Source organism: Micromonospora sp. WMMB482 (genome assembly GCF_019038635.1).
GTDB lineage: Bacteria > Actinomycetota > Actinomycetes > Mycobacteriales > Micromonosporaceae > Micromonospora > Micromonospora marina.
In genome coordinates, this window is the sequence record NZ_JAHOPD010000020.1 from 3630120 (window position 1) to 3654854 (window position 24735).

At 73.5% G+C, this 24735-nt stretch carries 25 protein-coding genes and 1 tRNA gene; 10 read left to right on the forward strand and 16 right to left on the reverse strand.

Going from position 1 to position 24735, the window contains the following annotated elements; translation table 11 throughout:
• Positions 1–9: 9 nt before the first annotated feature.
• Positions 10–855, reverse strand: a complete 846-nt coding sequence (locus KSK32_RS18285; RefSeq protein WP_216932305.1) for a MurR/RpiR family transcriptional regulator — start codon at positions 853–855, stop codon at positions 10–12.
• Between the two features lie 114 nt (positions 856–969).
• Here KSK32_RS18285 and KSK32_RS18290 point away from each other — a divergent pair, with 114 nt between their 5' ends.
• Positions 970–2172, forward strand: coding sequence for a hypothetical protein (locus tag KSK32_RS18290; RefSeq protein ID WP_216932306.1), 1203 nt, complete (start codon positions 970–972; stop codon positions 2170–2172).
• Positions 2173–2187: 15 nt separating this feature from the next.
• Here the strand turns inward: KSK32_RS18290 and KSK32_RS18295 are convergent, their stop codons facing one another.
• Genes KSK32_RS18295 through KSK32_RS18325 form a run of 7 tightly spaced genes read right to left on the reverse strand, consistent with a single transcriptional unit; the run spans position 2188 to position 10128 of the window.
• On the reverse strand, positions 2188–3873 hold the full coding sequence (locus KSK32_RS18295) for a glycosyltransferase family 39 protein (RefSeq protein WP_216932307.1): 1686 nt from the start codon (positions 3871–3873) through the stop codon (positions 2188–2190).
• Between the two features lie 54 nt (positions 3874–3927).
• The gene (locus KSK32_RS18300) at positions 3928–4755 is read right to left on the reverse strand and encodes a glycosyltransferase (RefSeq protein ID WP_216932308.1); all 828 of its coding nucleotides are present in this window, start codon (positions 4753–4755) and stop codon (positions 3928–3930) included.
• On the reverse strand, positions 4755–5672 hold the full coding sequence (locus tag KSK32_RS18305) for a glycosyltransferase family 2 protein (protein ID WP_216932309.1): 918 nt from the start codon (positions 5670–5672) through the stop codon (positions 4755–4757). Before KSK32_RS18305 ends, KSK32_RS18300 begins: the two co-directional genes overlap by 1 nt.
• Positions 5669–7003 (reverse strand): hypothetical protein, encoded by a 1335-nt coding sequence (locus KSK32_RS18310; protein ID WP_216932310.1) that lies wholly within the window; start codon positions 7001–7003, stop codon positions 5669–5671. Before KSK32_RS18310 ends, KSK32_RS18305 begins: the two co-directional genes overlap by 4 nt.
• The gene (locus tag KSK32_RS18315; RefSeq protein WP_216932311.1) at positions 6990–8081 is read right to left on the reverse strand and encodes a glycosyltransferase family 4 protein; all 1092 of its coding nucleotides are present in this window, start codon (positions 8079–8081) and stop codon (positions 6990–6992) included. Before KSK32_RS18315 ends, KSK32_RS18310 begins: the two co-directional genes overlap by 14 nt.
• A complete protein-coding gene (locus tag KSK32_RS18320) occupies positions 8078–8929 on the reverse strand; it encodes a glycosyltransferase (RefSeq protein ID WP_216932312.1) in 852 nt (283 codons plus the stop codon). The genes KSK32_RS18315 and KSK32_RS18320 overlap by 4 nt, the downstream gene beginning before the upstream one ends.
• A gap of 2 nt (positions 8930–8931) precedes the next feature.
• The gene (locus tag KSK32_RS18325; RefSeq protein WP_289256317.1) at positions 8932–10128 is read right to left on the reverse strand and encodes a hypothetical protein; all 1197 of its coding nucleotides are present in this window, start codon (positions 10126–10128) and stop codon (positions 8932–8934) included.
• A gap of 173 nt (positions 10129–10301) precedes the next feature.
• Between KSK32_RS18325 and KSK32_RS18330 the strand changes: the two genes are divergently transcribed.
• Entirely contained in the window at positions 10302–11129 is an 828-nt protein-coding gene (locus tag KSK32_RS18330; protein WP_216932314.1) for a YveK family protein, read from the forward strand.
• Here KSK32_RS18330 and rfbC read toward each other — a convergent pair.
• Positions 11075–11683, reverse strand: coding sequence for a dTDP-4-dehydrorhamnose 3,5-epimerase (gene rfbC, locus KSK32_RS18335; RefSeq protein ID WP_216932315.1), 609 nt, complete (start codon positions 11681–11683; stop codon positions 11075–11077). The two genes, KSK32_RS18330 and rfbC, sit on opposite strands and share 55 nt — an antisense overlap.
• The gene (gene rfbA, locus KSK32_RS18340) at positions 11680–12567 is read right to left on the reverse strand and encodes a glucose-1-phosphate thymidylyltransferase RfbA (protein ID WP_216932316.1); all 888 of its coding nucleotides are present in this window, start codon (positions 12565–12567) and stop codon (positions 11680–11682) included. Before rfbA ends, rfbC begins: the two co-directional genes overlap by 4 nt.
• Before the next feature lie 86 nt (positions 12568–12653).
• Here rfbA and rfbB point away from each other — a divergent pair, with 86 nt between their 5' ends.
• Together rfbB and rfbD are read left to right on the forward strand one after the other, a co-directional pair.
• A complete protein-coding gene (gene rfbB / locus KSK32_RS18345) occupies positions 12654–13655 on the forward strand; it encodes a dTDP-glucose 4,6-dehydratase (RefSeq protein ID WP_216932317.1) in 1002 nt (333 codons plus the stop codon).
• A complete protein-coding gene (gene rfbD / locus KSK32_RS18350) occupies positions 13652–14530 on the forward strand; it encodes a dTDP-4-dehydrorhamnose reductase (RefSeq protein WP_216936200.1) in 879 nt (292 codons plus the stop codon). Before rfbB ends, rfbD begins: the two co-directional genes overlap by 4 nt.
• On the opposite strand, the gene KSK32_RS18355 is transcribed toward rfbD, so the two are convergent.
• Positions 14499–15953: a sugar transferase gene (locus KSK32_RS18355; protein ID WP_216932318.1), complete on the reverse strand. Its 1455-nt coding sequence runs from the start codon at positions 15951–15953 to the stop codon at positions 14499–14501. The genes rfbD and KSK32_RS18355 overlap by 32 nt on opposite strands.
• Positions 15954–16062: 109 nt before the next feature.
• Positions 16063–17130: an LCP family protein gene (locus KSK32_RS18360; protein WP_254187110.1), complete on the reverse strand. Its 1068-nt coding sequence runs from the start codon at positions 17128–17130 to the stop codon at positions 16063–16065.
• Positions 17131–17295: 165 nt separating this feature from the next.
• Between KSK32_RS18360 and KSK32_RS18365 the strand changes: the two genes are divergently transcribed.
• Entirely contained in the window at positions 17296–17595 is a 300-nt protein-coding gene (locus KSK32_RS18365) for a hypothetical protein (protein WP_216932319.1), read from the forward strand.
• Positions 17596–17649: 54 nt separating this feature from the next.
• Positions 17650–18759: an expansin EXLX1 family cellulose-binding protein gene (locus KSK32_RS18370; protein ID WP_216932320.1), complete on the forward strand. Its 1110-nt coding sequence runs from the start codon at positions 17650–17652 to the stop codon at positions 18757–18759.
• Positions 18760–19007: 248 nt separating this feature from the next.
• On the opposite strand, the gene KSK32_RS18375 is transcribed toward KSK32_RS18370, so the two are convergent.
• The 3 genes from KSK32_RS18375 to bcp all read right to left on the reverse strand — a co-directional run bounded on the left by KSK32_RS18375 (position 19008) and on the right by bcp (position 20320).
• Entirely contained in the window at positions 19008–19535 is a 528-nt protein-coding gene (locus tag KSK32_RS18375; RefSeq protein ID WP_216932321.1) for a GNAT family N-acetyltransferase, read from the reverse strand.
• A gap of 90 nt (positions 19536–19625) precedes the next feature.
• A tRNA-Leu gene (locus KSK32_RS18380) sits at positions 19626–19701 on the reverse strand.
• Between the two features lie 148 nt (positions 19702–19849).
• A complete protein-coding gene (bcp, locus tag KSK32_RS18385; RefSeq protein WP_120571388.1) occupies positions 19850–20320 on the reverse strand; it encodes a thioredoxin-dependent thiol peroxidase in 471 nt (156 codons plus the stop codon).
• A 123-nt stretch (positions 20321–20443) separates the two neighbouring features.
• On the opposite strand from bcp, the gene KSK32_RS18390 reads away from it, so the two are divergent.
• From KSK32_RS18390 to KSK32_RS18405, 4 genes are read left to right on the forward strand one after another with little or no spacing between them, the layout of a single operon-like run.
• Positions 20444–21163, forward strand: a complete 720-nt coding sequence (locus KSK32_RS18390) for an energy-coupling factor ABC transporter permease (protein WP_216932322.1) — start codon at positions 20444–20446, stop codon at positions 21161–21163.
• Entirely contained in the window at positions 21160–21579 is a 420-nt protein-coding gene (locus KSK32_RS18395; RefSeq protein ID WP_216932323.1) for a PDGLE domain-containing protein, read from the forward strand. The genes KSK32_RS18390 and KSK32_RS18395 overlap by 4 nt, the downstream gene beginning before the upstream one ends.
• A gap of 2 nt (positions 21580–21581) precedes the next feature.
• Entirely contained in the window at positions 21582–22352 is a 771-nt protein-coding gene (cbiQ, locus tag KSK32_RS18400; protein ID WP_216932324.1) for a cobalt ECF transporter T component CbiQ, read from the forward strand.
• Entirely contained in the window at positions 22349–23110 is a 762-nt protein-coding gene (locus KSK32_RS18405; RefSeq protein ID WP_216932325.1) for an energy-coupling factor ABC transporter ATP-binding protein, read from the forward strand. Before cbiQ ends, KSK32_RS18405 begins: the two co-directional genes overlap by 4 nt.
• A gap of 453 nt (positions 23111–23563) precedes the next feature.
• Here KSK32_RS18405 and KSK32_RS18410 read toward each other — a convergent pair whose 3' ends face one another.
• On the reverse strand, positions 23564–24733 hold the full coding sequence (locus tag KSK32_RS18410; protein WP_216928283.1) for a DDE-type integrase/transposase/recombinase: 1170 nt from the start codon (positions 24731–24733) through the stop codon (positions 23564–23566).
• Positions 24734–24735 lie beyond the last annotated feature (2 nt).

Below are 24735 nucleotides of genomic sequence, written 5' to 3' on the forward strand. Positions count from 1 at the left end.
GTACTCCTCTCAGCCGAGGAACAACTGGCGGCGGGCGGCGGACGACTCGAACGCCTCGAGCCGGTTCTGGGTGTCGGCCGGTGCGGCGTCGCAGATCGCCTGGAGCACCACCATGGCCAGCGTCATCGGGGCGGTGTGCAGGTCGAAGACCAGGTCGGCGCCGACGGCGGCGGGCAGCACCACCTCGGCGTGCTCGGTGGCCGGGCTCACCGGCGAGTCGGTGATCGCCACGACGGTCAGGCCGGCGTCCCGGGCCTCGCGCAGCGCGTCCAGGGTCTCGCGGGGGTAGCGGGGCAGCACGAATGCGAGCAGCGCCGTGGCGCCGGCCGCTGCCGCCTGGTCCAGGCGGTCGACCAGCATGCTGCCGCCGTCGTCGAGGACGCGCACGTCGGGGAGCACCTTCGCGGCGAAGTACGCGAAGTACGCGGCGAGCGGTGCGGCGGCGCGCAGCCCGAGCACCGGCAGCGGACGGCTGGCCGCGAGCAGTTTCCCCACCTCGGCGACCCGGCCCGCGTCGGCGAGCTGCGCGGCGAGCCGGTCGAGGTTGTCCCGCTCGGCGTGCACCGCCCGTTGCAATGCATTGCCGGCGGCCGGTCCGGCCGACCCGGTCACAGTGAGTTCCCGCAGGCGGCGGCGCAGCGCGGGGTAGCCGTCGTGCCCGAGCGCCATGGCGAACCGGGTCACCGACGGCTGGCTGACGCCGGCCAGCTCGGCCACCTCGGCTGCGGACAGGTACGCCGCCGCGCCCGCGTGCCGCACCAGGCAGTGGGCGATGCGGCGCTGGGTCGGGGTGAGCCGTACGCCGTGGAACAGGTCGAGCAGGCGGTCGGGGGAGGCCGCACCGCTTTCATTCACGGGCTGACTCTATGCATGAAAACTTTCAGAACGCAAGGGTGCCTCGACCGCAGGGAGATCCGGTGAGCGTGCTCTCTGTACTATCCGCACGGCGGGTGAGCAGAGGAGTGGGGCATGCAGCCGGAAGGTCCGTACAGGTTCACCGAGGTGCTGGGCGAGTGCCAGGTCGGCAGGGCCTGGGCCGCGCTCGACGGGCAGGACCGTGCGCTGACCGTGGCCGTCCTGGACGGTGCCGCGGCCGGGGACCAGCGCTGGCGCGAGGCGTTCACAAACGCGGCGAACGTGCTGGCCCAGACGCCCGGCGGCCACCGGTACGTCAACTCCGACTTCGCCGCCGGCCAGCCCTGGGTGGCGTACCCGTCCGACGAGGACGGCGCGGCCGAGCGGCTGTTCCGCAGCCTGGGCATGGACTACCAGCGCACCGCCACCGCCGATCTCCTGCCGCCGCCCCCGCCGGTGTCCGCGCCGCCGCAGCAGGTCTCCTCGCCGCCGCAGCTGCCGTGGAGCCCGCAGCCGTGGGCGATGACGCCGCAGCAGCCGGTCTCCGGCGCGCCCGTCTCGTCGGGCGCGCCCGTGTCACCCGGCCTGCCGGTGTCGCCGGGCATGCCGGTGCCGGCGATCCCGGCCCAGGCCACCGCCCCGGATCCGCTCGTGCCGACCGGCGGCCCCCGGATCGCGCCGGTCGCCCGCCCGCCCAGGAGCCGTACCGGCCTGTGGATCGGTGGCGTGGTCATGGCGGCGGTGCTGGCCGGTGGCGCCGGTCTGCTGGCCGGGCGGTCGCTCGCCGACGGTGGCGAACCGTCCACTCCGGCGGCCAGCGCCTCCCCGGCGCTCTACGAGGCCACCCAGCAGTCGCTGAACAAGGCGAAGTTCGACGCCGCGCTCATGCCGATCGCCGAGCCGTGGCTCGACGCGGTAGGCGGCTGCGCGATCAACACCGAGAAGAGCGGCCCCGGGCTCGCCGCGGGCGAGAAGCAGCACGTCTTCTGCCGCTACCTGGGTGTGTCGCTGCACTTCGCCGAGTACGAGTCGGCCGAGAAGAAGGAGGCGGCGCGCGCCTTCCGGCAGCAGATGGGCATCATCGGCCGCGCGCTCGCGCCGGGCATGCGCGAGGCCGGCCCGGCCACCGGCGGCGTCAGCGGGGCACAGGGCAGCTACGTCGAGTACGCCGGCAACGGCCAGGACGGCCGCCCGGTCTGCGGCATCTGGTGGGGCCGCGACGACAACACCAGCGCGATCTACATGGAGACGCCCTGCGGCGCCGGGCTCGGCGGCAACTGGGATGCGCTGCGCGACCTCTGGCAGCGCCACAGCTAGGACGCCGCGCGCCCGCTAGCGGAGGCGGGCGCCGTTCGGTGGCGGCACCAGGCAGACGTCGCTGCCCTTGGTGACGCCCGCGGCCAGGTCGAAGCGGACCACGCGCGCCCCGCTGAACTGCCGCTCGGTGACCGCAACGCCGCTGCCGCCCAGCCGGACGATGACGTCCCGGTTCGCCCCGTCGGCCCAGTCGGTGGCCTGGAACAACCAGACCCGGGACCGTCCGGGCAGCAGCGTCGACACCGTCTGCTTCGGACACCCGCCGGGGCCGGCCGCGACCACGTAGGCGTCCGCCGCCGGGCCGTACCAGGCCTGGGCGTTCCACGAGACGGTGGTGGCCAGCACCAGGTCACCCGGGCGGCGCTTGTCGTCCAGGTGGCGCAGCGCGCCCCGGTAGTCGACGGCGTTCGCGCCGCCGCCCTGGGCGAAGGCCCGCGCCGGTTGCACTGTCGCCACCACTGCGGTCGCCAGCTGCGGAACGGCGAGCGCCAGCAGCAGCACCACCCCGACCACCCACCTGATCCGGGCGGGCAGGCCGGCCCGCATCGGTGGCGGCGCGACGGCGAGCGCGGCGAGCAGCAGGCACGCGGGCACCGCGTAGAGCGCCAGCCGGCCGTTGAACGGATAGACCGACACGGCCGCGCCGGCCAGCCCGGCCGCCAGCGGCGTGAGCAGCACCAGCACCGCCACTGTGGAGAGCCGCCGCAGCCCGGCGGCCGTGCCCAGCACCAGCAGCGGCACGGCGACCCACGCCGACCAGGCGACGAACGGCACGGTGGCGAGACTCCGGTACGTCGCCACGAGCCATTCCACAGTGGCGGCCAGGTCGGTGAGCGAATGCGCCGGGTAGATCGACTTCGCCCGCCAGTACGCGGCGAGCTGCGGATCGGCGAGTCCCGGCGCCAGGAACAGCACGTACACCACGAGCGCGACCACGCCCCAGGCCGGCGCCGGGGCGACGAACCGGCCGGCCTCACGCCACCTGCTCGCCGGTGGACGGTCCGAACGGGACAGCACGTACCCGGCCAGCAGCGCGCCGAGCGCGCCGGTGACCGGAATGGACAGGGTGCTGACGAACGCCATGACCGCCGCCGCCGACCAGAACACCGCCGACCCGGCCCAGGTCGGGCCGGTCCGCACGAGCAGCAGCGCCAGCCCGACCACGAGCGTGACGCCGAACGCCTCGGCGCTGTACTGCTTCAGCTCGTTGGAGTAGCCGATCAGGAAGGGCGCGACGGCGACCAGCAGCAGCGCCGCCAGCGCGGCGAGCGGCGGCAGGAGTGCCCGGCCGAGCCACGCCACGAGCGGCAGCAGCGCCAGCCCGAACAGCAGCGGCACCAGCCGGAGCGCCCGCTCACCGTCGCCGAACTGCTCGAACGCGAACCGTTCCAGCCACAGCCAGCCGGGCGGCGCCGACTGGCTGAACGCCAGCGGCTGCAACAGGTCCAGGTAGCCGCGCTCCCGGATGTTGTGCGCCACGTACAGCTCGTCGCTCCAGAAGCTGCGCGCGTACGCCCACTGCCGGACCCGTAGCACGGCACCGAACGCGACCAGCAGGCCCGCGACGGACCAGTACGGGGACCGGCTCAGCCGCTCCCACGTGAGCGCGACGAACGCCGCCGGCGTGCCCGGCCGCGACGGCACCGGCGTCGCCGACGCGGGCGCCGTCGAGGGGGAGAAGGCCGGGCGTGTCACGGACACGGCGAGACGGTATCAAAGCGTCATTCACGTCAGCGGCCCCGCGACCGGCTCCGATCACCCGCTGGGGCCCCGGGTGGACGCAACCGGGCTACCGACCAGCCCGGCGGCCCGGCGGTGCCGGCGCGCCGGTCGCGGCAGGCCGACCAGGAACTCCGGGAACATGCCGAAGAACGTCCGGGCGCTGCGCAGCTCCAGCGTGTGCGCCCGGGACCAGCGCACCGAGTTGGTCGCGCGGGCCCAGTGGTGGGTCCACCGCACGTCACCCAGCACCGCCACCGGCATCCCGTGCCGCCAGGCGCGCAGCCCCAGCTCGTGGTCCTCGTAGTAGAGGAAGAACCGCTCGTTCCACCCGCCCAGCCCGGTGACGTCGGCGGTCCGGCCGGCCACCGCCGCGCCCATCACCCAGGCGACGTGGCGCGTCTCGCCCGGCGCGGCCACCAGCCGGTACGAGGCGTGCAGCCGGGACAGCGGCCACACCTTCCGGTTGCCGAGCTTCGCCGTCGCGTACGGGAAGCCGCGCCCGTTGGCCTGCGGTGTGCCGTCGGTGCCGAGCAGTTGCGGCGCGACCAGCCCGCCGTGCGTGTCCAGGTGCCGGGCCAGCGCGTCCAGGCCGTCCGGGCGCACCTCCAGGTCCGGGTTGGCGAACAGCACGTACCGGCCGGTCGCCTGGCGCAACGCGACGTTGTTGGCGCGGGAGAAGCCGACGTTCTCCGGCAGCCGGATCACCCGCGCGCCCAGTTCCTCGGCGACCGCCGCCGAGTCGTCGGCCGAGGCGTTGTCGACCACCAGCCACTCGTACGGCTTCGGGCCGCGCCAGCAGCGGCGCAGCGTCTCCGCCGAGTGGTAGGTGACAGTCACCACGGTCCACGGCTGTGCCGTCATCACGCCCTCCGAGCGGTCAGGTAGCCGAGCAGGGACGCGAACCCGAACCGCGGCCCGGTCCAGCGGCGGCGGGCGGCCGGCCCCTCGGCCAGCCCGCGTCCGATGCCGCGCAGGAACGGGCGCAGCAGGCCCTGCCGGATGCGCCGGGCGGCCAGCGCGAGGTGCGCCAGCGCCAGCACCGGCACCGCCACGAGCAGCAGCGGCCAGGTGAACGTGCGGGACGCGACCAGCAGCCGGTTGCGGGCCAGCAGGAACGCCCGGAACCCCTGCAACCGGTCGTCGCCGTCCACGCTGTGCCCGCCCGCGTGCGGCAGCACCACGTCCAGCCCGCGCGTGCGCAGCCCGGAGGCGTAGAGCCGGAACGCCAGGTCGGCGTCCTCGCCCCAGGCGAACAGGTGCTCGTCGAAGCCGCCGAACCGGCGGTACAGCGCGGCCGGGAAGACCGCCGCGCCGCCGGACGGGCCGAGCGGGGCGCCGCCCGCGGTGGCTCGCCGGTCGATGAACAGCGACACCGGGTTCAGGTCGATGCCGACGTACTCGCCGCCGTGCATGGCCAGCCCGACCGCGACGGGGGCGTCCGGGTCGGCGGCGACGGCGGCGCAGATCCGGGCCAGCGCGTCGTCGGGCAGCCACACGTCCGGGTTCAGCAGCAGCAGGTGGCTCGTGGTGACAGTCGTCGCCGCCCGGTTGCAGCCGGCCGCGAAACCCGGGTTCGAGGCGTCGGGCAGGTACGCGTACCGGTCGGCGGGCAGGTTCGCGGCGACCACCTCGGCGCACCCGTCGGAGGGCCAGTTGTCCGCGAAGACGAACCGGACCGGCAGGTCACCGGCGTTGCGGACCCAGGTCGGCAGCGTCTCGGCGAGCATGCCGGCGGACCGGTAGAGGACGGTGACCACGGTGAGGCCGTCGAACGTCATGCCGCGCTCCTGCCCAGCCGGTGCAGCACCCAGAGGCCGGGCACCAGGCTCAGCCACGTCGGATAGATCAGCGGATACAGCTCGTAGACGCCGAACAGCGCGAAGTAGACGACGAACGCCCGCGCCAGCTGCCCGGCCGGGGCGCGGGAGAACTCGAACCACCGCTCGGTCGCGCCCACCGCCAGCCCCATCGCGGCCAGGAAGAACACCGCGCCCAGCGGGCCGTAGTCGAGCAGCGGGATGGCCACGAACGTCGCGGTGTTCATCAGGTACGGCTGGCTGAGCTGGGACGTCATCCCGTACAGGTCCGCCTTGCCGACGATCGGCTCGACCCGGGAGCCGAGGAACGTCAGCGAGTACGTGCCGTACCGGGGCTCCAGGTGCTCCCGCTGCGACCAGACCCGCCCGAACGTCTCGGTGGACGAACTCAACGACAGGTCCAGCGAGCCGGCGCTGCTGGTCAGCGCGTTGCTGCCGTAGCGGGCCCGGAACTCGGTCTCGAACGCGCCGGTGCCGGCCATGGTACGCTGCCCGCCGAGGAACACCGCCGCGCCGAGCGCCACCGCGCCGATCAGCAGCACCACCGGCGTCCGCGCGGCCAGGAACGACGCGGCCCGCCCCCGGGTACGCCGGACCGACAGCGCCGCGATGAGCGCGGGCGCGATGCCCACCAGCACCGAGTTCTTGCTCGCGCCGAGCGCCGCCCCGACGGTGAAGACGGCGGTCAGCGCGTAGTAGACCGGCAGCGCCCGGCCGCGGGCGGACAACGCGCGCAGCAGCGACACCGCCATGCCGAGCGTCCACGCCTCGGACAGCAACCCGATGACCAGGTTCGACTGCTCGCGCAGCACCTGCCGGGCGGCGTCCGGGTTGTCGGCCAGCAGCGGCGGCACCGTCCCCCGGAACCGGATCGCCGCGGTCACCACGGCGACGCCGAGCAGCACGAACAGGTACGTCAGCAGCCGCCGCTCGGACGGCCAGGACAGCGCCGGACGGGACCGGTCGCCGTCCTCGTCCCGCCTGTCGATCAGCCGCCGCCCGACCGCCCAGGCCAGCAGGAAGACCGTCACGTATCCGGCGAGCACCGGCAGCACGCCGCGACCGGCCCAGGAGTCGTACGGGCCTGGTAGCACCCGGACGGCGAGCAGCGCGGCGGTCCAGACGGCGGCGCAGGCGGCGAGCGCCCACATCCGCAGGCGCGCGGCGAGCAGCGTGCCGGCCGCCAGCGCGAGCGCGACCGCGAACCCGGCGTCGACCGTCGCCAGCAGCACCGCCGCGCCCAGCGCGAACGGGATCCCGACCGACCAGAGGCGGCGCTCAGCGGGAGTCACGGGCGACCGTCCGGTACAGGTCGTGCCAGCGGTCCACGCATCCGTCGAACGAGTGCCGCTCCGCGTACTGCCGGGCCAGTTCGCGCCGCCGCTCGTCCCACGCGGCCGGATCCACAGCGGTCCGTACGGCGGCGGCCAGCGCCTGCGGCGTCAGCTCCGCCCGGTACGCGAGCACGCCGTCACCGGCGGCGGTCACCTCGGTCAGGCCGCCCGCGCCGGAGTGCACCACCGGCACGCCCAGCGACATCGCCTCCAGCGCGCTGCGCCCGAACGCCTCCACCCGCGACGGCACCAGCAGGCAGTGCAGCCGTTGCAGGAACGGCGCGGCGTCGACCCGGCCGACCAGGTGCAGGTTCGGCCGCTCCGCGACCTCGACGGTGCCCGCGCCGGCGACCAGGAACTCCACGTCCGGCAGCTCCGCGGCGACGCCGGCGAGCAGGTCGGCGCCCTTCTCCCGTTCCAGCCGGCCGAGGAAACCGACCCGGACCGGGCCGTCCGAGGCGACGCCGCCGTCGGTCACCTCCGGCCAGATGGCTGGTAGCGGGTTCGGGATCACCCGCACGTCGCGGATCCGCCCGCGTACCCGGAGCTCGTGGGCCTCGAAGCCGGAGACCGCTACCGTCGCGTGCGGCCGCAGCCGCCGGAACAGCAGGTCGGTGCTGATGTTGGCCTGCACCGCCGCCTTCGCGCGCAACGTCTGCGCCGTGTCGCGGTACTGCCAGAGGCTGTTGTGCAGCGTCACCACCAGCGGCGTGCGACGCCCCCGCACACCCAGCCCGGCGCGGGCGTGCATCGCGGCGGAGAGCAGGTGCGCGCTCACCACGCCCGGCCGCAGCTCCTCGACCAGGGCGCGGATGCCGCGCGCGTACCCCAGGTCCACCCGCTTGGCCGCGCCCAGCGGACGCCACGGCACGCCCGCGTCCCGCAACGCCGCCGCGACCTCGTCGTCAGGGGTGGCGGCGACCACGTCGGCACCGCGGGACGCGAGCGCCGGCAGCATCTCGATCAGGAAGCGCTCCGCGCCGCCGAGCTGTCGCCGCCCCGACCCGCCGGTGGTGCAGACGAACAGCACCCTCATCGGACGCCCATGCCTTCCAGGGCGCCGCGGGCGACCGCCCGCCGTGCCGCCCCGCCACCCACCGCCGCCCGGGCGAGCACCCCCAGGGTGTACGCGGAGCAGGCCACTGTGCCCCGCCACCCGGCCAGCTCACGGCTGGCCCGGATGAACTCCCGGGTCTGCCGGCGGGAGATCTCCTCGGCCGCCCACCGGCGCTTCGCGCTCGCGTCGTCCTCGTGCGTGACCACGGCGTCCGGCAGGTACGCCAGGCGCAGCCCGAGCCGGCGCACCGCCCAGCACAGCCGCAGGTCCTCGGAGTAGAAGAACGACGACTCGTCCACCCCGCCGATCCGGTCCAGCGTCTCCCGCCGGATCGCCACGAACGGTCCGGAGAGCCAGTCGCCGCGCTCCGGCGGGGCCACGATCCGCAGCCGCGGGAACACCAGGCTGAGCCCGGTGGCGTGCGCGACGCCGGTGCCCACTGTCAGGAAGCGGCCGGCGGCGGTCTGGTCCCGGCCGGTCGCGTCGAGCACCTTCGGGAACGCCGCACCCACAGCCGGGTCGTCCAACTCGGCCACGAGCCGTTCGATCGCGCCCGGCCGCACCAGGATGTCGTTGTTGGACAGGACCACCCGGGACCGGGTGCTGTGCCGGACGCCGAGGTTCATGCCCTTGGCGTAGCCGAGGTTCGTCTCCGAGCGCGCGTACCGGGCGCCGGTCTCGGCGCACATGGCCCGCAGCCTGTCGCTGATCTCGGCGGCACTGCCGTTGTCCACCACGACGGCTTCCACGCCCTCGGGCAACGAACGGACGCAGCCGTCGGTGCGCTCGAAGTCTTCCCAGGTCAAAACGACGATTGAGACGTCCACCGCTAGGCCATCCGATTGACGAGGAGGTGCGTGGACCGCTGGAGTCGCTGCCGGGTGCGCAACGCGTAGACGCCGTAGGCGACCGACGACGCGACCGCGGCGCCGAGCGCGCCGGCCCACGGGATGAGCAGAACGTACAGCACCACCGACACCGACACGGTGACGAGGGCCACGGCGGTGGTGGCCTGCTCGCCCGCGCGCTTGAGCAGCGCCGCGCTCCACGTCTTGCCGGCCGACAACGCCAGCGTCCCGGGCAGCAGGATCAGCCCGAAGATCCAGGCGTCGCGGTAGTCGGGCGCCAGCACGCCGAGCACCGCCAGGCCGATCACGGCGAGCGCGGCGATCGGCAGCGCCGACCTGACGACGTCCCGGCCGTGGTCGCCGATCGCGTCCGGGTCACGCTCGGCCAGGATCCGCTGCGCCCGTACCACCGCGCCGGACTGCGCGAACTCCAGCGCCGCCACCGCCAGCGCGAAGACACCGAGCGCGCCCGCGCCGGCGAAGCGGGCCACCAGGACCTGGCTCAGCCGGTACGTAAGCATCTGCGCGCACACCCCGACGTGCAGCCGGCCCACCGCAAGCAGGTCGGCGCGGTACTCCGTACGCCCCGCCGTCGCCGCCGGCACCGCCCCGAACCACCGCGCCCAGCCCAGCACCGCCACCCCGAGCACAGTGGCGGTGGCGACCTGCACGCCCAGCCAGAGCACGCTCCACAGGCCACCGTCGAGCCGGTGGCCCAGCCAGAGCAACCCGTACCCGGCCACCAGGACCGCACCGCCGAGCGCCCGCATGGTGTAGACGAACCAGAACCGCTTCAGGCGCAGGCCGAGCGCGGCGGCCGTGTTGAACACGGTGAGCGCGCAGCCCGCCCCGATGCCCACGAGGTGGCTGCCCAGCCCGGCCAGCGTGGTCAGCAGCGCCGCGGCCAGCGCGGTGAGGCCGAGCGACACGGTGAGGATGCCGGCGATCCACAGACGACCGCGCGACATGATCCAGCCGGCCGGGCGGGACAGCAGGAACGTGTCGACGGACAGGCCGCCGAGGGCCGCCCCCACTGTGGCGCTCACCATGTTCGCCGCGAGTTCGCCGCGTTCGGCAGCCGGCAGCGTCACCGACACCAGCGCGGCGAGCCCGGTCAGGCCCAGGGCGACCAGATAGAGACGCTCGGGGGAGACGATCCGCCGGACCCGGCCTAGCACCCGGCGCCCAGGCGACGGCGCCGGCCGCGAGCCGGCCACGCGGAATCCACTCGTCTTCCCCCAAGATGCGCGGATGTGTGCGGGCCTGTTGTACCCGACATGAGCGCCGCTGCGCAATCGATCCGGCGGGCGGGTACGCCCGCCGCCGCGTACCGCCGGTAGGGTGACGCGTCGTGGACCTCGCCCACTTCCGCGACACGATCGGCAGGCGGTGGCCGATCGTGCTGGCGTCGACGCTGCTGTGCGGCGCGTTCACCGGGGTTCTCGCCGAACGCCGGCCGCCGGTCTACCGGGCCGAGACCCAGATGCTCGTCACGTTCGCCGCCGAGAAGCCGGCCGCGCCCCAGCCCCGCCCGCCGGCCGACGAGGCGGGCCGGCTGATGCAGCGGCGGGTGAAGACGTACGCCACGATGATGAACACGCCCCGGCTGACCCGTCCGGTGATCGACTCGCTCGGACTGCCGTACACCACCGACGACCTCGCCGGCCGCGTCGTCGCCTCGTCCACCGTGGACTCGCTGGCGATCGACGTGGCGGTCACCGACCGGTCCGCCGACATGGCCGCGGCGATCGCCGCCGCGCTCGCCGCCGAACTGCAACGGATCGCCGGACGCGACCTGCCGCCCGCCGGGCTCGGGCTCAAGGCCCAGGTCGCGGTGGTCCGGGCCGCCGCGCCGCCGCCGCGTCCCGAGCCGGTGCGGTGGCAGTGGTACGCGGCCGGCGGCGCGCTCGGCGGCCTCGCCGTCGGGGCCGGCATCGCGCTGGTGCTCGGCTACCGCCGGGCGGGTACGCCGGTGAGCGCGGACGTGCGGACGCTCTGGGCGACGACGGTGCGCCGCCGCCCGGCCGCTCCGGCGGACTCGGAGTCGCCGGGACCGGCATCGCCCGTCCCGGACGACGCCGCCGCCGAACCGGACGCGGCTGATCACCCGGCTGCGGTGCCGGGTCAGAGCGACGGCCGGGTGGCCGACGCCTCAGTGAGGGAGCGGCAGGCGTCGTAGCCGGGCAGCAGGCCCGCCGAGCGCGCCTGCGCCAGGCGCGGTGCCGCCGCGTCCCGCTCGGACAGCAGCGGCGTCGCCGCGGGCCAGTCGATCCCGAGCTCCGGGTCCAGCGGATGCACGGTGTGCTCGGCCGCCGGGTTGTACGTGGCGGAGCAGAGGTAACTGAGCGTCGCGTCGTCGGTGAGCGCGCAGAACCCGTGCCCCAGTCCTTCGGCCAGGTAGACGGCCCGCCGGTCGGTGTCGTCGAGGCGTACCGCCTCCCACCGGCCGTACGTCGGCGAGCCGGCCCGCACGTCCACCACCACGTCCAGCACCGCCCCGCGTACGCACGTGACGTACTTGGCCTGGCCGGGCGGTACGTCGGCGAAGTGGATGCCGCGCACCACGTCCCGCGCGGAGACGGACAGGTTGGCCTGCGCGAGCCGCAGCGGATGCCCGACCGCCTCGGCGAGCCGGTCGAAGCGGTACCACTCCAGGAACAGGCCCCGGGAATCGCCGTGCTGACGCGGGGTCACCTCCCAGGCGCCCTCGATGCTCAGCGGACGGATCTTCACGACGCGCTCCCCGAACCGGGCCGCTCGGCCAGCAGGCCCAGCAGGTATTCACCGTAACCGCTGCGCGTCAGCGGGTGGGCCAGCAGCCGCAGCCGCTCGTCGTCGATCAGCCCGGACCGCCAGGCGACCTCCTCGACACAGCCGATCTTCATGCCCTGGCGTTCCTCGATCACCCGGACGAACTCGGCGGCCTGCATCATCGACGTGAACGTGCCGGTGTCCAGCCACGCGGTGCCCCGGTCGAGCACCGTCACCGTCAGTTCGCCCCACGCCCGGTACGTCTCGTTGATCGCGGTGATCTCCAGCTCGCCCCGGGCGCTCGGGGTGAGCTTGCGGGCGATGTCGACCACCCGGTGGTCGTAGAAGTAGAGGCCCGGCACCGCGTACCGGGAGCGGGGGCGGGCCGGCTTCTCCTCGATCGACAGCACCCGGCCGGCGTCGTCGAACTCGACCACGCCGTAGTCCTGCGGGTTGGCGACCGGGTACGCGAAGACGCGCCCGCCGTCCGGCTCGCCGTGCTGGGCGAGCTGCCGGCCGAGCCCGGCGCCGTGGAAGATGTTGTCGCCGAGGACCAGTGCCACCGACTCGTCGCCGATGAAGTCGGCGCCGAGCAGGAACGCCTGCGCTATGCCCTCCGGGCGGGGCTGCTCGGTGTACGCCAGGCGCAGCCCCCACTGGCTGCCGTCGCCCAGCAGCCGCTCGAACTGGGCGCGGTCGTCCGGCGTGGTCACCACCAGGATCTCCCGTACCCCGGCCATCACCAGAGTGGAGAGTGGATAGTAGATCATCGGCTTGTCGAACACCGGCATGAGCTGCTTGGAGACGGCCCGGGTGATCGGCCAGAGCCGGGATCCGGTGCCACCGGCGAGAAGGATTCCACGCACCCGCGGAGACTACCCGCGGCACCGCCGTCCCCGTGGCCCGTCGACGTCCGGCCCGCGCTGCCGGTACGGCGTAGACTCCACGACCTGTGAGGATCCTCGTCACCGGCGGCGCCGGCTTCATCGGGTCGGAGTACGTGCGGATGCTGCTGGGCGTGCCCGCCGGTGACGCGGCCGGTGTGCCGGTCGAGGGCCCGGCCGCGCTCACCGTGCTGGACAAGCTGACCTACTCCGGCAACCTGGCGAACCTCGCGCCGGTCCGCGACGATCCCCGGCTGCGCTTCGTCAACGGCGACATCTGCGACCCGGTGCTGGTCGACGACGTGGTGCCCGGGCACGACGTGATCGTCCACTTCGCCGCCGAGTCGCACGTGGACCGCTCGATCACGAGCGCCGCCCCGTTCGTCACCACGAACGTGCTCGGCACCCAGACGCTGCTGGACGCCGCGCTGCGGCACGGCATCAGCCGGTTCGTGCACGTCTCCACCGACGAGGTGTACGGCTCGATCGACTCCGGTTCGTGGACGGAGAGCTGGCCGCTGGCGCCGAACTCGCCGTACTCGGCCTCGAAGGCCGGGTCGGATCTGCTGGCGTTGTCCTACCACCGCACCCACGGCCTGGACGTCGTGGTGACCCGCTGCTCCAACAACTACGGGCCGCACCAGTTCCCGGAGAAGGTCGTTCCGCTGTTCGTGACCAACCTGCTCGACGGCGGCACCGTGCCGCTCTACGGCGACGGCGGCAACGTCCGGGACTGGCTGCACGTGCACGACCACTGCCGGGGCGTGGCGATGGTGCAGGAGAAGGGGCGGGCCGGCGAGGTCTACCACATCGGCGGCGGCACCGAGCTGACCAACCGGCAGCTCACCGAGCGGCTCCTGGCGGCGTGCGGGGCCGGCTGGGACCGGGTCGTGCCGGTCACCGACCGCAAGGGCCACGACCGCCGCTACTCGCTGGACATCAGCAAGATCAGCAGCGAGCTGGGGTACGCCCCGAGCATCGACCTCGACCGGGGCCTGGCCGAGACGGTCCGCTGGTACCGGGACAACCGAGCCTGGTGGGAACCGCTGAAGACGGCCGGCCACCGATGACCCGGGTGCTGGTCACCGGCGCGGGCGGGACGCTCGGGCGGGATCTGCTCGCCGTGCTGCGGACCCGGCCGGACCTGTCGGTCACCGCCGCCGCTCGCGCCGACCTCGACGTCACCGACGCGCACGCGGTCCGGGACGCGGTCGGCGGGCACGACGTGGTGCTCAACGCCGCCGCGTGGACCGACGTGGACGGCGCCGAGACACGCGAGCGGGATGCCACAGCCGTCAACGGCGACGCGGTCGCCGCGCTGGCCGGCGCCTGTGCCGGGTCCGGTGCGCGGCTCGTGCACGTCTCCACCGACTACGTGTTCGCAGGCGACGCCACCGAGCCGTACCCGGAGGACGCCCCGACCGGCCCGGTCAACGCGTACGGGCGCAGCAAGCTCGCCGGAGAGCAGGCGGTGGCCCGGCTGCTGCCCGAGACCGGATACGTGGTGCGTACCGCCTGGCTGTACGCCACCCACGGACGCAACTTCGTCACCACGATGCTGCGGCTGGCGGCCGAACGCGACCGGCTCGACGTGGTGGACGACCAGCGCGGGCAGCCCACCTGGTCGTACCGGCTCGCGGAGCGTCTCGTGGCGCTCGCCGACGCGGCGCTGGCCGGCGACGCGGCGCCCGGGACGTACCACGGCACCGCCGCCGGCGAGACGACCTGGTGCGGCCTGGCCCGCGCCGTCTTCGCCCTGCGTGGTCTCGACCCGGACCGGGTCCGGCCGACCACGAGCGACCGCTTCCCGCGCCCGGCGCCGCGCCCTCACTACAGCGTGCTGGCGCACGGCCGGTGGGCGGCGGCGAAGCTGCCGCCGCCGGGCCACTGGCACGCGGACCTGACCGAGGCGCTCAGCGGCCCCCGCCCCGGAAGACCTCGGTGACGGTACGCAGCACGATCTTGATGTCGAGCCAGAGCGACCAGTTCTCGACGTAGTAGTTGTCGAACCGTGCCCGGTCCGAGATCGGCGTGTCCCCGCGCAGGCCGCTGACCTGCGCCAGCCCGGTGAGCCCGACCGGCACCCGGTGCCGCATGGCGTACCTCGGGTACTCCATGGAGAACTTCTCCACGAAGTACGGCCGCTCCGGCCGGGGCCCCACCACGCTCATCTCGCCGCGCAGGATGTTCCACAGCTGCGGCAGCTCGTCCAGCGACGTGCGCCGCATGAACCGGCCGATCGGGCCGACCCGCTCGTCATGCGCGATGGACCAGGTGGTCTGCGACTCGTACTCGTCGGCCGGACGCATGGACCGGAACTTGACGACGTGGAACGGCTTGCCGTACCGGCCGATGCGTTCCTGGCGGAAGAACACGCCCCGGCCGCCGTCGAGGAACGTGGCGACGGCGCAGAGCAGCAGCAGCGGGCTCAGCACCACCAGGGCGGTCACCGCGAACACCACGTCGGAGGCGCGCTTGAGCCGCCACCGGGGGCCGGTGAGCGTGGTGTCGCCGATCTTGATGATCGGGATGGCGCCGATGTGGTCGGGGTAGCCGCCCTGCGACCGCGACCCCCACAGGCGCGGCACCGCCCACAGGTCACAGCGGGAACTGGCCGGGCGCAGCAGCGACTCCATCAGGTCGGCCTCGGAGCAGTCCGGGTCCGCGATGACCAGGACCTCGCACTCCAGCATCTCGGCGAGCTTCTCCAGGTCGTCGATGGTGCCGATGAGCGGCGCAGCGCCGAGGCGCGGCCGCGACGGGGCGTCGACAGCGCCGACGAACCGCAGCCCGTACTGCGGGTAGCGGCGCAGCAGCCGGGCCAGCTCGGCACCGATCGGCCCGCCGCCGATGACTATCGCGTTGTGCTCGACCCACCGGCGCTTACGGGCCAGCAGGATGAGCCGGCTGTTCAGCGCACGCCCGACGATCACCAGGCCGGCGGAGAGCGCGACGCCGCGCATGAAACCGCTGACGTGCGGCACCGAGTCGTGCCGCAACGCCGCGATGATCGCCCCCACCGCGCCGGAGGCCAGCAGCCGGCCGCCGAGGGTCGGCAGTTCGTCCAGGATGCTGATGTGCCGGCGCGGCCGGTAGAGCCCGCCCGCGGCGAACAGCCCCACGGTGAGCGCGGCGTTGAACAACGTGCCACGCCAGTAGTCCTGGGTCAGCAGCAGCGGCGCGAGCAGCGCCGCGACGTCGATGGGCGCGGTCACCATCCAGGCCCGCAACCGCCGGGTACGCGTCGACGCGCGCGATCCCGCGTACGGCAGTACCGTCGTCGTGTCCAGGCCACTGTCCATCGGCGTGTTCATGGCCACACCGGACGGTGGCGCGGACGGATGCTCGAACGCCGGCAGGCGTGGCATGGCCGATCCTTCCCCGTGACGCCCCCGGCCCGGATGCGGAGACCGACGGCGATCGCAGGATACGAGCGGCCCCGCCCCGCCGCCAGCACCGGCATGACAGATCGACGTCCTACTTCCCGCTGATGGCGAGGATCTCGGGGACCGAGTCGCGGCGCACCGCGTCGAACAGCGTCTTCGAGCGCGCCGGGTCGGGGAACACGACGCTCTCACTGCCGACCCGGCCGGTGCCCTTCACCGGGCAGGTGAAGAACGTCAGGTTGCCGCCGCGCAGGCCACGCATCTCCATCGCGAGATCCACAAGCGACAGTGACTTGTCGACAGCCACCGAGTCGGACGTGGCGCGGACGAACGAGTTGAGCTTGGCCGGGTTGGTCAGCACCCCGCCCGAGGCGGCCTTGTCCAGAATGGCCTTGATCACCTGCTGCTGGTGCCGGATCCGCGCGAAGTCGCCGTCGGGGAAGGCGTGCCGCTCCCGCGCGTAGTCCAGCGCGGCGGCCCCGTCCATGGTCTGCCGGCCCTTCTCGAAGGTCCGGGTGCCGATCAGCGAGTACTTCGTGGTGAAGCCCTTCTCCACGTCGATCTCGACACCGCCGAGCGCGTCGATGATCTCCTTGAAGCCGGCGAAGTCGACCATCGCCACGTTGTCCACCCGTACGCCGCTGAACTTCTCCACCGTCTGCACCATCAGCGGCACGCCACCCCAGGCGTACGCGGCATTGATCTTCGCGTCGCGACCGCCGCGGCCCTCCTTCGACTTCGGGATGGCCGTCCAGGTGTCGCGGGGGATCGAGATGAGCTGGGCGCTCGACCGGTCCTTCGGCAGGTGGGCCAGGATGATCGTGTCGCTGCGCGAGCCGCCCGTGCTCTCCGGGTCTCGGGTGTCGCTGCCCAGGATCATGATGTTCATGGCGCCCTTGGCCTCGACCTGTGGGCGCGACTCCTCCGGCACGCCCTCGAAGGCGTCGACCCGCTCGATGGACTTGTCGACCGAGCGGTAGTAGAGGCCACCGGCCAGGGTGCCGCCGCCGGTGAGCAGCACGACCACCAGCAGCACGACCAGGGCGATCCGCCGGCCCCGGCGGCGCCGCGGCCGCTTCTCCGCCACGGGCCCGCCCGGCTCCACATCGGAGCCCTGCGCGCGCGGGTCGGAATCGGTGAGCTGGTGGCGATCTGACATGCCGCGATGCTACTGATTCGCGTCGCACCGTGTGGACCCGCGCCCGGACGCCTGACGCCCCCGGCGGCACGCGGCGCCGGAGCCAGGTGACCGCTCCGGGTCTTGCCGCCGGGCATCCGACGGATCGATGATGGTGCGGAAGGCCGGGTCGACCGAGGAGTCGAGATGCAGGTTATCCACCAGCCGCGGGTGGCGTGGGACGCCGCCCGGGTCATCGGCAGGGCGATCCACGACGAGCACCTGTTCGGCTGGCTGCGCGGCGAACTCGGCGCCCTGATGGGCCCCGCCACGGCAGCGGCCCTCGACGAGACCCGTGACCGGGTCCGCTGGGCCGGCGATGCCCGGCTGCCGGTCGAGACCGGCGTGTGGCGAGTCCGCCTGGAGGACTCGCTGCGGCAGCACCCCGACCTGGCCGGCGGGCTGGCCGGTGTCGTCTCCACCGCCCGCGCGCTGCGGCCGGTTTAGCTTTCGCTTAGCTCGCTTGTCCGGCGGCACGCCGGTCCGGCAGCATCGACCGGCGTGACCGACGGCACCGCACCCCACCCGCCGACCGCCGGCGACGCGCCCGGACCCGCCACCTCGGACGGTCGTCGCCGCGCCGCCACGCGCCGTCGCCGCCTGGCCGCCGCCGGCCTGGTCACCGTCGCCGCCGCGGTCGCGGTGACCCTCGCGGTACGCGGCGGCGCCGCCCCGGCCTGCGCCGCCCCGCCTCCGCGCGGCGCCGTGGCACCCGTACCCGCCGTTCTGCCGCCCGTGGCCGCCCTGCCGCCCGTGGCCGCCCTCCCGCCCGTGGCCGCCCTCCCGCCCGTGGCCGCCCTCCCGCCCGGCGCCGCCCTGCCGGCGGCTGCCGCCCCGCCCGTCGGCGGCGCGACGCGCAGTGGCAAGGCGACCTTCTACGACTCCGAGGGCGCCGGCGGCAACTGCTCGCGGCCGGCCGCGCCCGCCGACCGGAGGTACGTCGCGCTCGGCCCGGGCGAGTACGCCTCCGGCGCCTCCTGCGGCGGCTTCCTCGACGTCACCGGTCCGCGCGGCACCGTGCGGGTGCTGGTGATGGACCAGTGCCCGGAGTGCGCGCCCGGTCACCTCGACCTGTCCGCCGAGGCGTTCGCCCGGATCGCCGATCCGGTGCAGGGGGTGGTGAAGGTGAGCTACCGCGCGGTGGTGAACCCGAGGTTGTCCGGTCCGCTGACCTTCCGGATGAAGGAGGGGTCGTCGCGGTGGTGGTTCGCCGTCCTGGTCGGTGACCACGGCAACCCGCTGCGCTCGGTCGAGGTGCGGCAGAACGGGTCGTGGCGGGCGGCGCAGCGGCAGGACTACAACTACTGGCTGATCGGATCCGGGGCCGGTCCCGGCCCGTACGAGATCCGGGTCACCGACGTGTACGGCCACCGCGCGACCGTCACCGGCATCCGGATGCTCCCCGGCCAGGTGCAGCGCAGCACGACCCGCATGTACGGCGCCGACCCCGCCGCCGCGAAACCCGCCCCGAAGAAGCCGGCCCCCACACCCCCGAGTCGCACCCCCAGCCCTCCGACCTCCCTCACGCCGTCGCCCACCCTCACCCCAGCCCTCACGGAACCCCTGGTGCAGGCAGCCGCCGCCGCTCCCACCCAGGCGCCCTGTTCCTGACCCGCCCAGGGCTCCTGCCGAGCCCTCAGCTCGCCGATCTTGCACTCGCGGCCCCTCTGTTGCCGCTTACGTACCTTGCGCCCGGGCCGCAACCGCAAGATCGCCGGTGGCGGGCGAGGGTGAGCGCCTCCAGGCCAGCCCGCAGCGGCGATCTTGCACTTGCGGCCCCGGGCCTGACCTGGATGCGGCTTTTGCGGGGGCGGAAAGTGCAAGATCGGCGGGGCGGGGCGGGACGGGGCGGGGCGGGGTCAGGTCGGGGTGGGGAGGTCGAGCCACATGAGGATCTCGTCGCGGGCGTCGGTGGGGGACAGGCGCAGCGCGGCGGGGAGGCGGCCGATCTCGCGGTAGCCGAGGCGCTTGTAGAAGCGGTCCAGCCCCAGGCCGTCTCGGACCGTCACGTGCAGCGCCGCCAGGCCGAGCCCGCGGGCGATCCGCTCGGCCTCGCGCATCAGCGCCGCGCCGTGGCCGCGTCCCTGCGTGTCGGGGTGCACCATGACGCGCTTGAGCACCCGCCAGTGCGTCTTGAGGCGGAACCGGTTGTCGGCGATGACCAGGACGGCGACCAGGCGCTCACCCTCGTAGCCGACGAGCAGCCGGTCCGGTCCGTCCGCCACCTCGCCGAGCGTCGAGGTGGCGACCGGGCGTACCTCGTCCGGGGTCACCGGGGCGACGAAGCCGACGGCGCCACCGGCGTTCGTCACGTCCACCCAGAGCGCGACGATCTGTTCGCGCAGCTCGGGGGTCAGGTCGGGGTCGAGTACGAAACGCAGGTCCACGACGCCATCCTGCGGGTGGCAACGTGGCCCGAACCCGTGTTCGTGACGTTCCCGACAGTCGCCGGCGCCGGGTGGCACCGAACGGACGAATGGTAGGGCCGGCGGGATTCGAACCCGCACTGGTGCGGACCTAAACCGCATGCCTCTGCCGTTGGGCTACGGCCCCTCCACGCTGCACACCGGCCGCCGTCGCAGGCGCCTGCGGACCGGTGCCACAGCCTCCGGATCGTAGACCACATCCGGCGCCGCCACTGCCGCCGGACGGGCGCCGGTGTGGCGGCACCGGCGGTGCCGATCCGGGCCGGGCGGCGACCTCAGTCGAGGCCGAGGTCCCGGCGCAGCTTGGCGACGTGGCCGGTGGCCCGCACGTTGTAGAACGCCTGCTCGATCCTGCCGTCCTCGTCCACCACGAACGTCGAGCGGATCACGCCGGTGACCGTGCGGCCGTACATCTGCTTCTCGCCGAACGCGCCGTACGCGGTCAGCACCGCCTTGTCCTCGTCGGAGACCAGCGGGAACGTGATGGCGTCCCGGTCGCGGAACTTGGCGAGCTTCGCCGGCTTGTCCGGCGAGATGCCCACCACCTCGTAGCCGGCGGCCTGGAGCGAGGCGAGTGAGTCCCGGAAGTCACATGCCTGCTTCGTGCAGCCGGGCGTCATGGCGGCCGGGTACGCGTACAGGATGACCTTGCGGCCGCGCAGTCCGGCCAGGGACAGCGTGCCGCCGTCGTCGGTGGGGAGGGTGAACTCGGGGGCGGGGTCGCCGGGCTTGAGGCGGTCGGTCATGGCGGTGACGATACCGCCGGGCCGGTACGGCCGGCGGACGGCGACGCGCGGGCATGGTGACGGCCATCATGAGGTTGTTGCCAGATATTGGCAACAGTGCCTTGCTGGAAATACGCTGAGCGCGTGGACACCCTGGCGATGCACATCTCCAACGGGATCATCAACGGTCCGGTCGCCGCGATCTTCGCGGCCTTCGCGCTGGCCGCGCTCGCCTTCTGCGTACTGCGGGGCCGGGCCGACCTCGACGACCGGCTGGCCCCCATGGCCGGTCTGGTGGCGGCGTTCATCTTCGCCGTGCAGATGCTCAACTTCCCGATCTTCACCGCCGGAGTCAGCGGTCACCTGCTCGGCGGCGCGCTGGCCGCGATGCTCGTCGGCCCCTGGGTGGGCGCGCTCTGCGTCGCCGTGGTGCTGATCGTGCAGGCGCTGGTCTTCGGTGACGGCGGGGTGGCAATGCTCGGCCTCAACATCACCAACATGGCGTTGCTCGGCACCGCCGCCGCGTACCTGCTGATCGCGCTCCTGCTGCGCGTGCTGCCGCGTAGCCCGGCCGGGCTGGCGGTGACCGCGTTCGTCTCCGCGCTGGTCAGCGTGGTGGTCGCGTCCCAGGGCTTCGTCCTCCAGTACTGGCTGGGCGGCACCACCGACCTCGGCGGCAACCTCACCGGCCTGGCCGGCACCATGGCCTTCGCCCACCTGCTGATCGGCATCGGCGAGGGCCTGATCACCGCGACCACAGTGGTCACCGTCGCCAAGGTCCGGCCCGACCTGGTGTACGCGCTGCGCGCCCTCAAGCCGGCCACGCCGGCTCCCGCCGTCCCGGTCGCCGGAGGTGCCCGATGAGCAAGCGTCACTGGCCGTTCCTGCTCGGCGGCCTGCTGGTGGCCCTGCTGCTGGCCGGCGTGGTCAGCAACTACGCCTCCTCGCACCCGGACGGGCTCGACTCGTCGCTGCTCGAGGGCTGCACGGTCAACGCCGACGACGAGATCACCGGCGGTAGCTGCCCGGCCCAGCAGGCCAAGGACCACGAGCTGGCGGACAGCCCGCTCGCCGACTACGGCGTACGCGGGATCGGCAACGACTTCGTCTCCACCGGCCTGTCCGGCGTACTCGGTGTGCTGCTCACCTTCGCGGTCGGCGGCGGCCTGTTCTGGTTGGCCCGCCGTCGCGGCCCGGCGACGCCCGCCGCACCGGCCACGCCCACCGCGACCGCCGACCCGGCGGACGAGGCCGCGACTCCGTCCAGCGGCACCCGCTGACCGTGGGCGCCGGGCACGCGCACGTGCTCTACCGCGAGTCCGGCTCGCCGGTGCACCGCCTCCCGCCGGAGGTGAAGATCGCCGCGATGGTGCTGTTCACCGTCGCGGTGGTGGCCACGCCGCGAGAGGCGTACTGGGCCTTCGGCGGGTACGCGCTCCTGGTCGCCGTGGTGGCCGCGCTCGCCCGGGTCGGCCCGCGCTGGCTGCTCAGCCGGGCCCTGATCGAGCTGCCGTTCGTGCTGTTCGCGTTCGCCCTGCCGTTCCTCGGCGCGGGGGAGCGGGTCGAGGTGGCCGGGCTCGCCCTGTCCGTCGACGGGCTGCACGGCGCGTTCAACATCCTCGCCAAGGGCACGCTCGGCGTACTCGCGTCGCTCCTGCTGGCGGCGACCACGACTACGCGTGACCTGCTGCTCGGCCTGGACCGGCTGCGCTGCCCGCAGATCCTCACCCAGATCGCCACGTTCATGCTGCGCTACCTGGAGGTGCTCGTCGGCGAGGCCCGCCGGATGCGCGTGGCGCGGGTGTCCCGCGGGGACGACCCGCGGTTCCTGTGGCAGTTGCGCGGCTTCGCGGCCGGGGTCGGCGCGCTGTTCCTGCGCGCCTTCGAACGCGGCGAGCGGGTCTACCTGGCGATGCTCTCCCGCGGCTACACCGGCCGGATGCCGGCGGTGTGGCAGGGGGCCGGCGCGGCCACCGCCGGCCAGTGGGCGGCCGCCGCGACGGTGCCGGCGATCGCGGCCACCATCGCCGCCGCCGCGCTCGTCCTGCAATGATCGGGTACGTGCAGCAGCCGCCCTCCCTCGACGTCAGTGGCGTCCGGTACGCGTACCCGGACGGTCACGTCGCCCTGCACGGGGTGGACCTGACCGTGCCGCGCGGCGAGCGGGTGGCGCTGCTCGGGCCCAACGGCGCCGGCAAGACCACGCTCGTGCTGCACCTCAACGGCATCCTCACCCCGACCGAGGGCACGGTGAGCGTCGGCGGCCTGACGGTCGGCCGCGACCGGGACACGCTGGCCGAGGTACGCCGCCGCGTCGGCATCGTCTTCCAGGACCCGGACGACCAGCTGTTCCTGCCCACCGTCGCCGAGGACGTCGCGTTCGGCCCGGCCAACCTGGGCCTGCGCGGGGCCGAGCTGGCCGCCCGGGTCGACGAGGCGCTCGCGGCGGTCGGCATGAGCGAGCACCGGGACCGGGCGCCGCACCACCTGTCGTTCGGGCAGCGGCGCCGGGTGGCGGTGGCGACCGTGCTGGCCATGCGCCCGGAGATCCTGGTGTTGGACGAGCCGTCGTCGAACCTCGACCCGGCCGCCCGGCGGGAGCTGGCGGAGATCCTGCGCGCCCTGCCGGTGACGCTGCTCATGGTCACGCACGACCTGCCGTACGCGGCCGAGCTGTGCCCCCGTTCGGTGATCCTGGACGGCGGCCGGATCGTGGCCGACGCCCCCACCGCGGACCTGCTGTCCGACGAGGCGCTGCTGACCGCCCACCGCCTGGAGCTTCCCTACGGCTTCGCCCCCCGCCCGACCTGACCCGGCCCTCCCCCTCCCGCACTCCATCGCCGCGATCTTGCACTTCCTGTCCGGGCATTTCGGGCAAAAGCCGCACGCTCGGGGCGGCAACTGCAAGATCACGCCGTCTCGGGGGCGAGTGCAGCGGGAGTGGAGCGTGATGGGTGTGTCGGGGGCGGGTTGGCACCCGTGGTGTTCCACTCGTGCGTGCCCGGCGCCCGCAGCTCTCGGTGATCTTGCGGTTGCGGCCCCGGAGATGTCCTGAATGCCATTGATGTCGGGGCGGAAGTTTGGGGTGTGGGCAGGAGTTCCTCGTTCGGCTGGTTGCTGCGGCGAGCCTCCCGTTAAGCGAGATTGGCGTTCCGCTTGGTGGGAGCGGTGGAGATCTTGGTGGGAAAGTGCCCCTGTGGGGGCTGTCATGTCCCGGGACATGTGTCAATGGGAAGTCCCGATAGATGTGTCATGGGTTGTGGATCATGGGGTGGGGGTGAGGGGGATGTAGTTCTTGTCGGGGTCGAGGTGGAGATAGCCGATGGGCTGGCCGTCGGGGTGGTAGATGGTGACGTGGTTGTTGTCGCGGATGGCGGTGACGGTGGTGCCGGTGTGGGTGGCGCCGACGCTGGTGCGGTGTCCGGCGATGGCGATGGCGCCGTTGCTGGCCACGGGGCAGTGGTGCAGGGTGGCGTCGGTTTGCAGGGGTGCGCTGGTGGGTCCGCCGAGGGTGGGTGCGTGGGTCCAGGCGTGGGCGGGTGTGGTGCGGCGGGGTAGGGCGCTGTGACGGCGTTGGGTGTTGTAGTAGCGGCGGTAGGTATCCAGGAGTGCTTGCAGGGCGGTGAGGGTCTGCGGTGGGGGTTGGGTGCTCAGCCATTTTTTGAGGGTTTGGTGGTGGCGTTCGACCTTGCCGCAGGTTTGTGGGTGGTAGGGGCTGGAGTTGATCGGGCGGGCGCCGTGGTCGATCAGGGTCTGCACGAAGGTGGAGATTGATCCGGGTCGGGTCCGGCGGCTGGTGAACGCGATGCCGTTGTCGCTGAGCACGATGGCTGGCACGCCGTAGGCGGTGAACGCCTGTCTGATCGCGGTGATCGCGGCTCGGGCGGTCTCCGCGGCGGCGGCGTGGCAGGCGACCAGGGTGCGGGTGCAGTCGTCCAAGACGTCGAAGACGACGACAGTGCGGCCGTCGGCGAGTTTCACTTCGGTGGCGTCGATCTGATAGCAGTCGCGGGGCCGGGCATAGCTGAAACGCCGCCACGAACTACGCGGTCGTTTAGCCGGAGTAACCACGAGCAGGTCATGTCGGGCCAGCACCCGGTTGACCGTCGAGCGTGACGGCACCGACCAGGACGCGTCGATGCGCCGGCGCACATCGCCCAACGCGTCTCGGATGAAGTCCGCCCCGTTGTCCGGGCCCAGTTCAACGCGCAGTTTGCAGATCCACGCGTCCACCTCCGGCGGCGTGACCCGCGGACTACTACGCGGACGCCGGGATCGTTCCTGCCACTGACCCTCGGCCCGGATACGTGCGCGGTGCCGGTACACCGTGCGCACCGACACCCCGTGCTCACGCGCGAACTCGGCCGCGTTCACCCGGACCCCCGCCGCCAGCTGCGCGTCCAGCAGGTTCATCACATGCCGCCGTGAAGCCATGC

Bases quoted from the DNA above. Each gene is read 5' to 3' on its own strand.
- KSK32_RS18290 (WP_216932306.1), top strand. From the start codon at position 970: ATGCAGCCGGAAGGTCCGTACAGGTTCACCGAGGTGCTGGGCGAGTGC.
- KSK32_RS18300 (WP_216932308.1), bottom strand. From the start codon at position 4,755: ATGACGGCACAGCCGTGGACCGTGGTGACTGTCACCTACCACTCGGCG.
- KSK32_RS18305 (WP_216932309.1), bottom strand. From the start codon at position 5,672: ATGACGTTCGACGGCCTCACCGTGGTCACCGTCCTCTACCGGTCCGCC.
- KSK32_RS18315 (WP_216932311.1), bottom strand. From the start codon at position 8,081: ATGAGGGTGCTGTTCGTCTGCACCACCGGCGGGTCGGGGCGGCGACAG.
- rfbD (WP_216936200.1), top strand. From the start codon at position 13,652: ATGACCCGGGTGCTGGTCACCGGCGCGGGCGGGACGCTCGGGCGGGAT.
- KSK32_RS18355 (WP_216932318.1), bottom strand. From the start codon at position 15,953: ATGCCACGCCTGCCGGCGTTCGAGCATCCGTCCGCGCCACCGTCCGGT.
- KSK32_RS18360 (WP_254187110.1), bottom strand. From the start codon at position 17,130: ATGTCAGATCGCCACCAGCTCACCGATTCCGACCCGCGCGCGCAGGGC.
- KSK32_RS18365 (WP_216932319.1), top strand. From the start codon at position 17,296: ATGCAGGTTATCCACCAGCCGCGGGTGGCGTGGGACGCCGCCCGGGTC.
- bcp (WP_120571388.1), bottom strand. From the start codon at position 20,320: ATGACCGACCGCCTCAAGCCCGGCGACCCCGCCCCCGAGTTCACCCTC.
- KSK32_RS18395 (WP_216932323.1), top strand. From the start codon at position 21,160: ATGAGCAAGCGTCACTGGCCGTTCCTGCTCGGCGGCCTGCTGGTGGCC.
- KSK32_RS18405 (WP_216932325.1), top strand. From the start codon at position 22,349: ATGATCGGGTACGTGCAGCAGCCGCCCTCCCTCGACGTCAGTGGCGTC.
- KSK32_RS18410 (WP_216928283.1), bottom strand. From the start codon at position 24,733: ATGGCTTCACGGCGGCATGTGATGAACCTGCTGGACGCGCAGCTGGCG.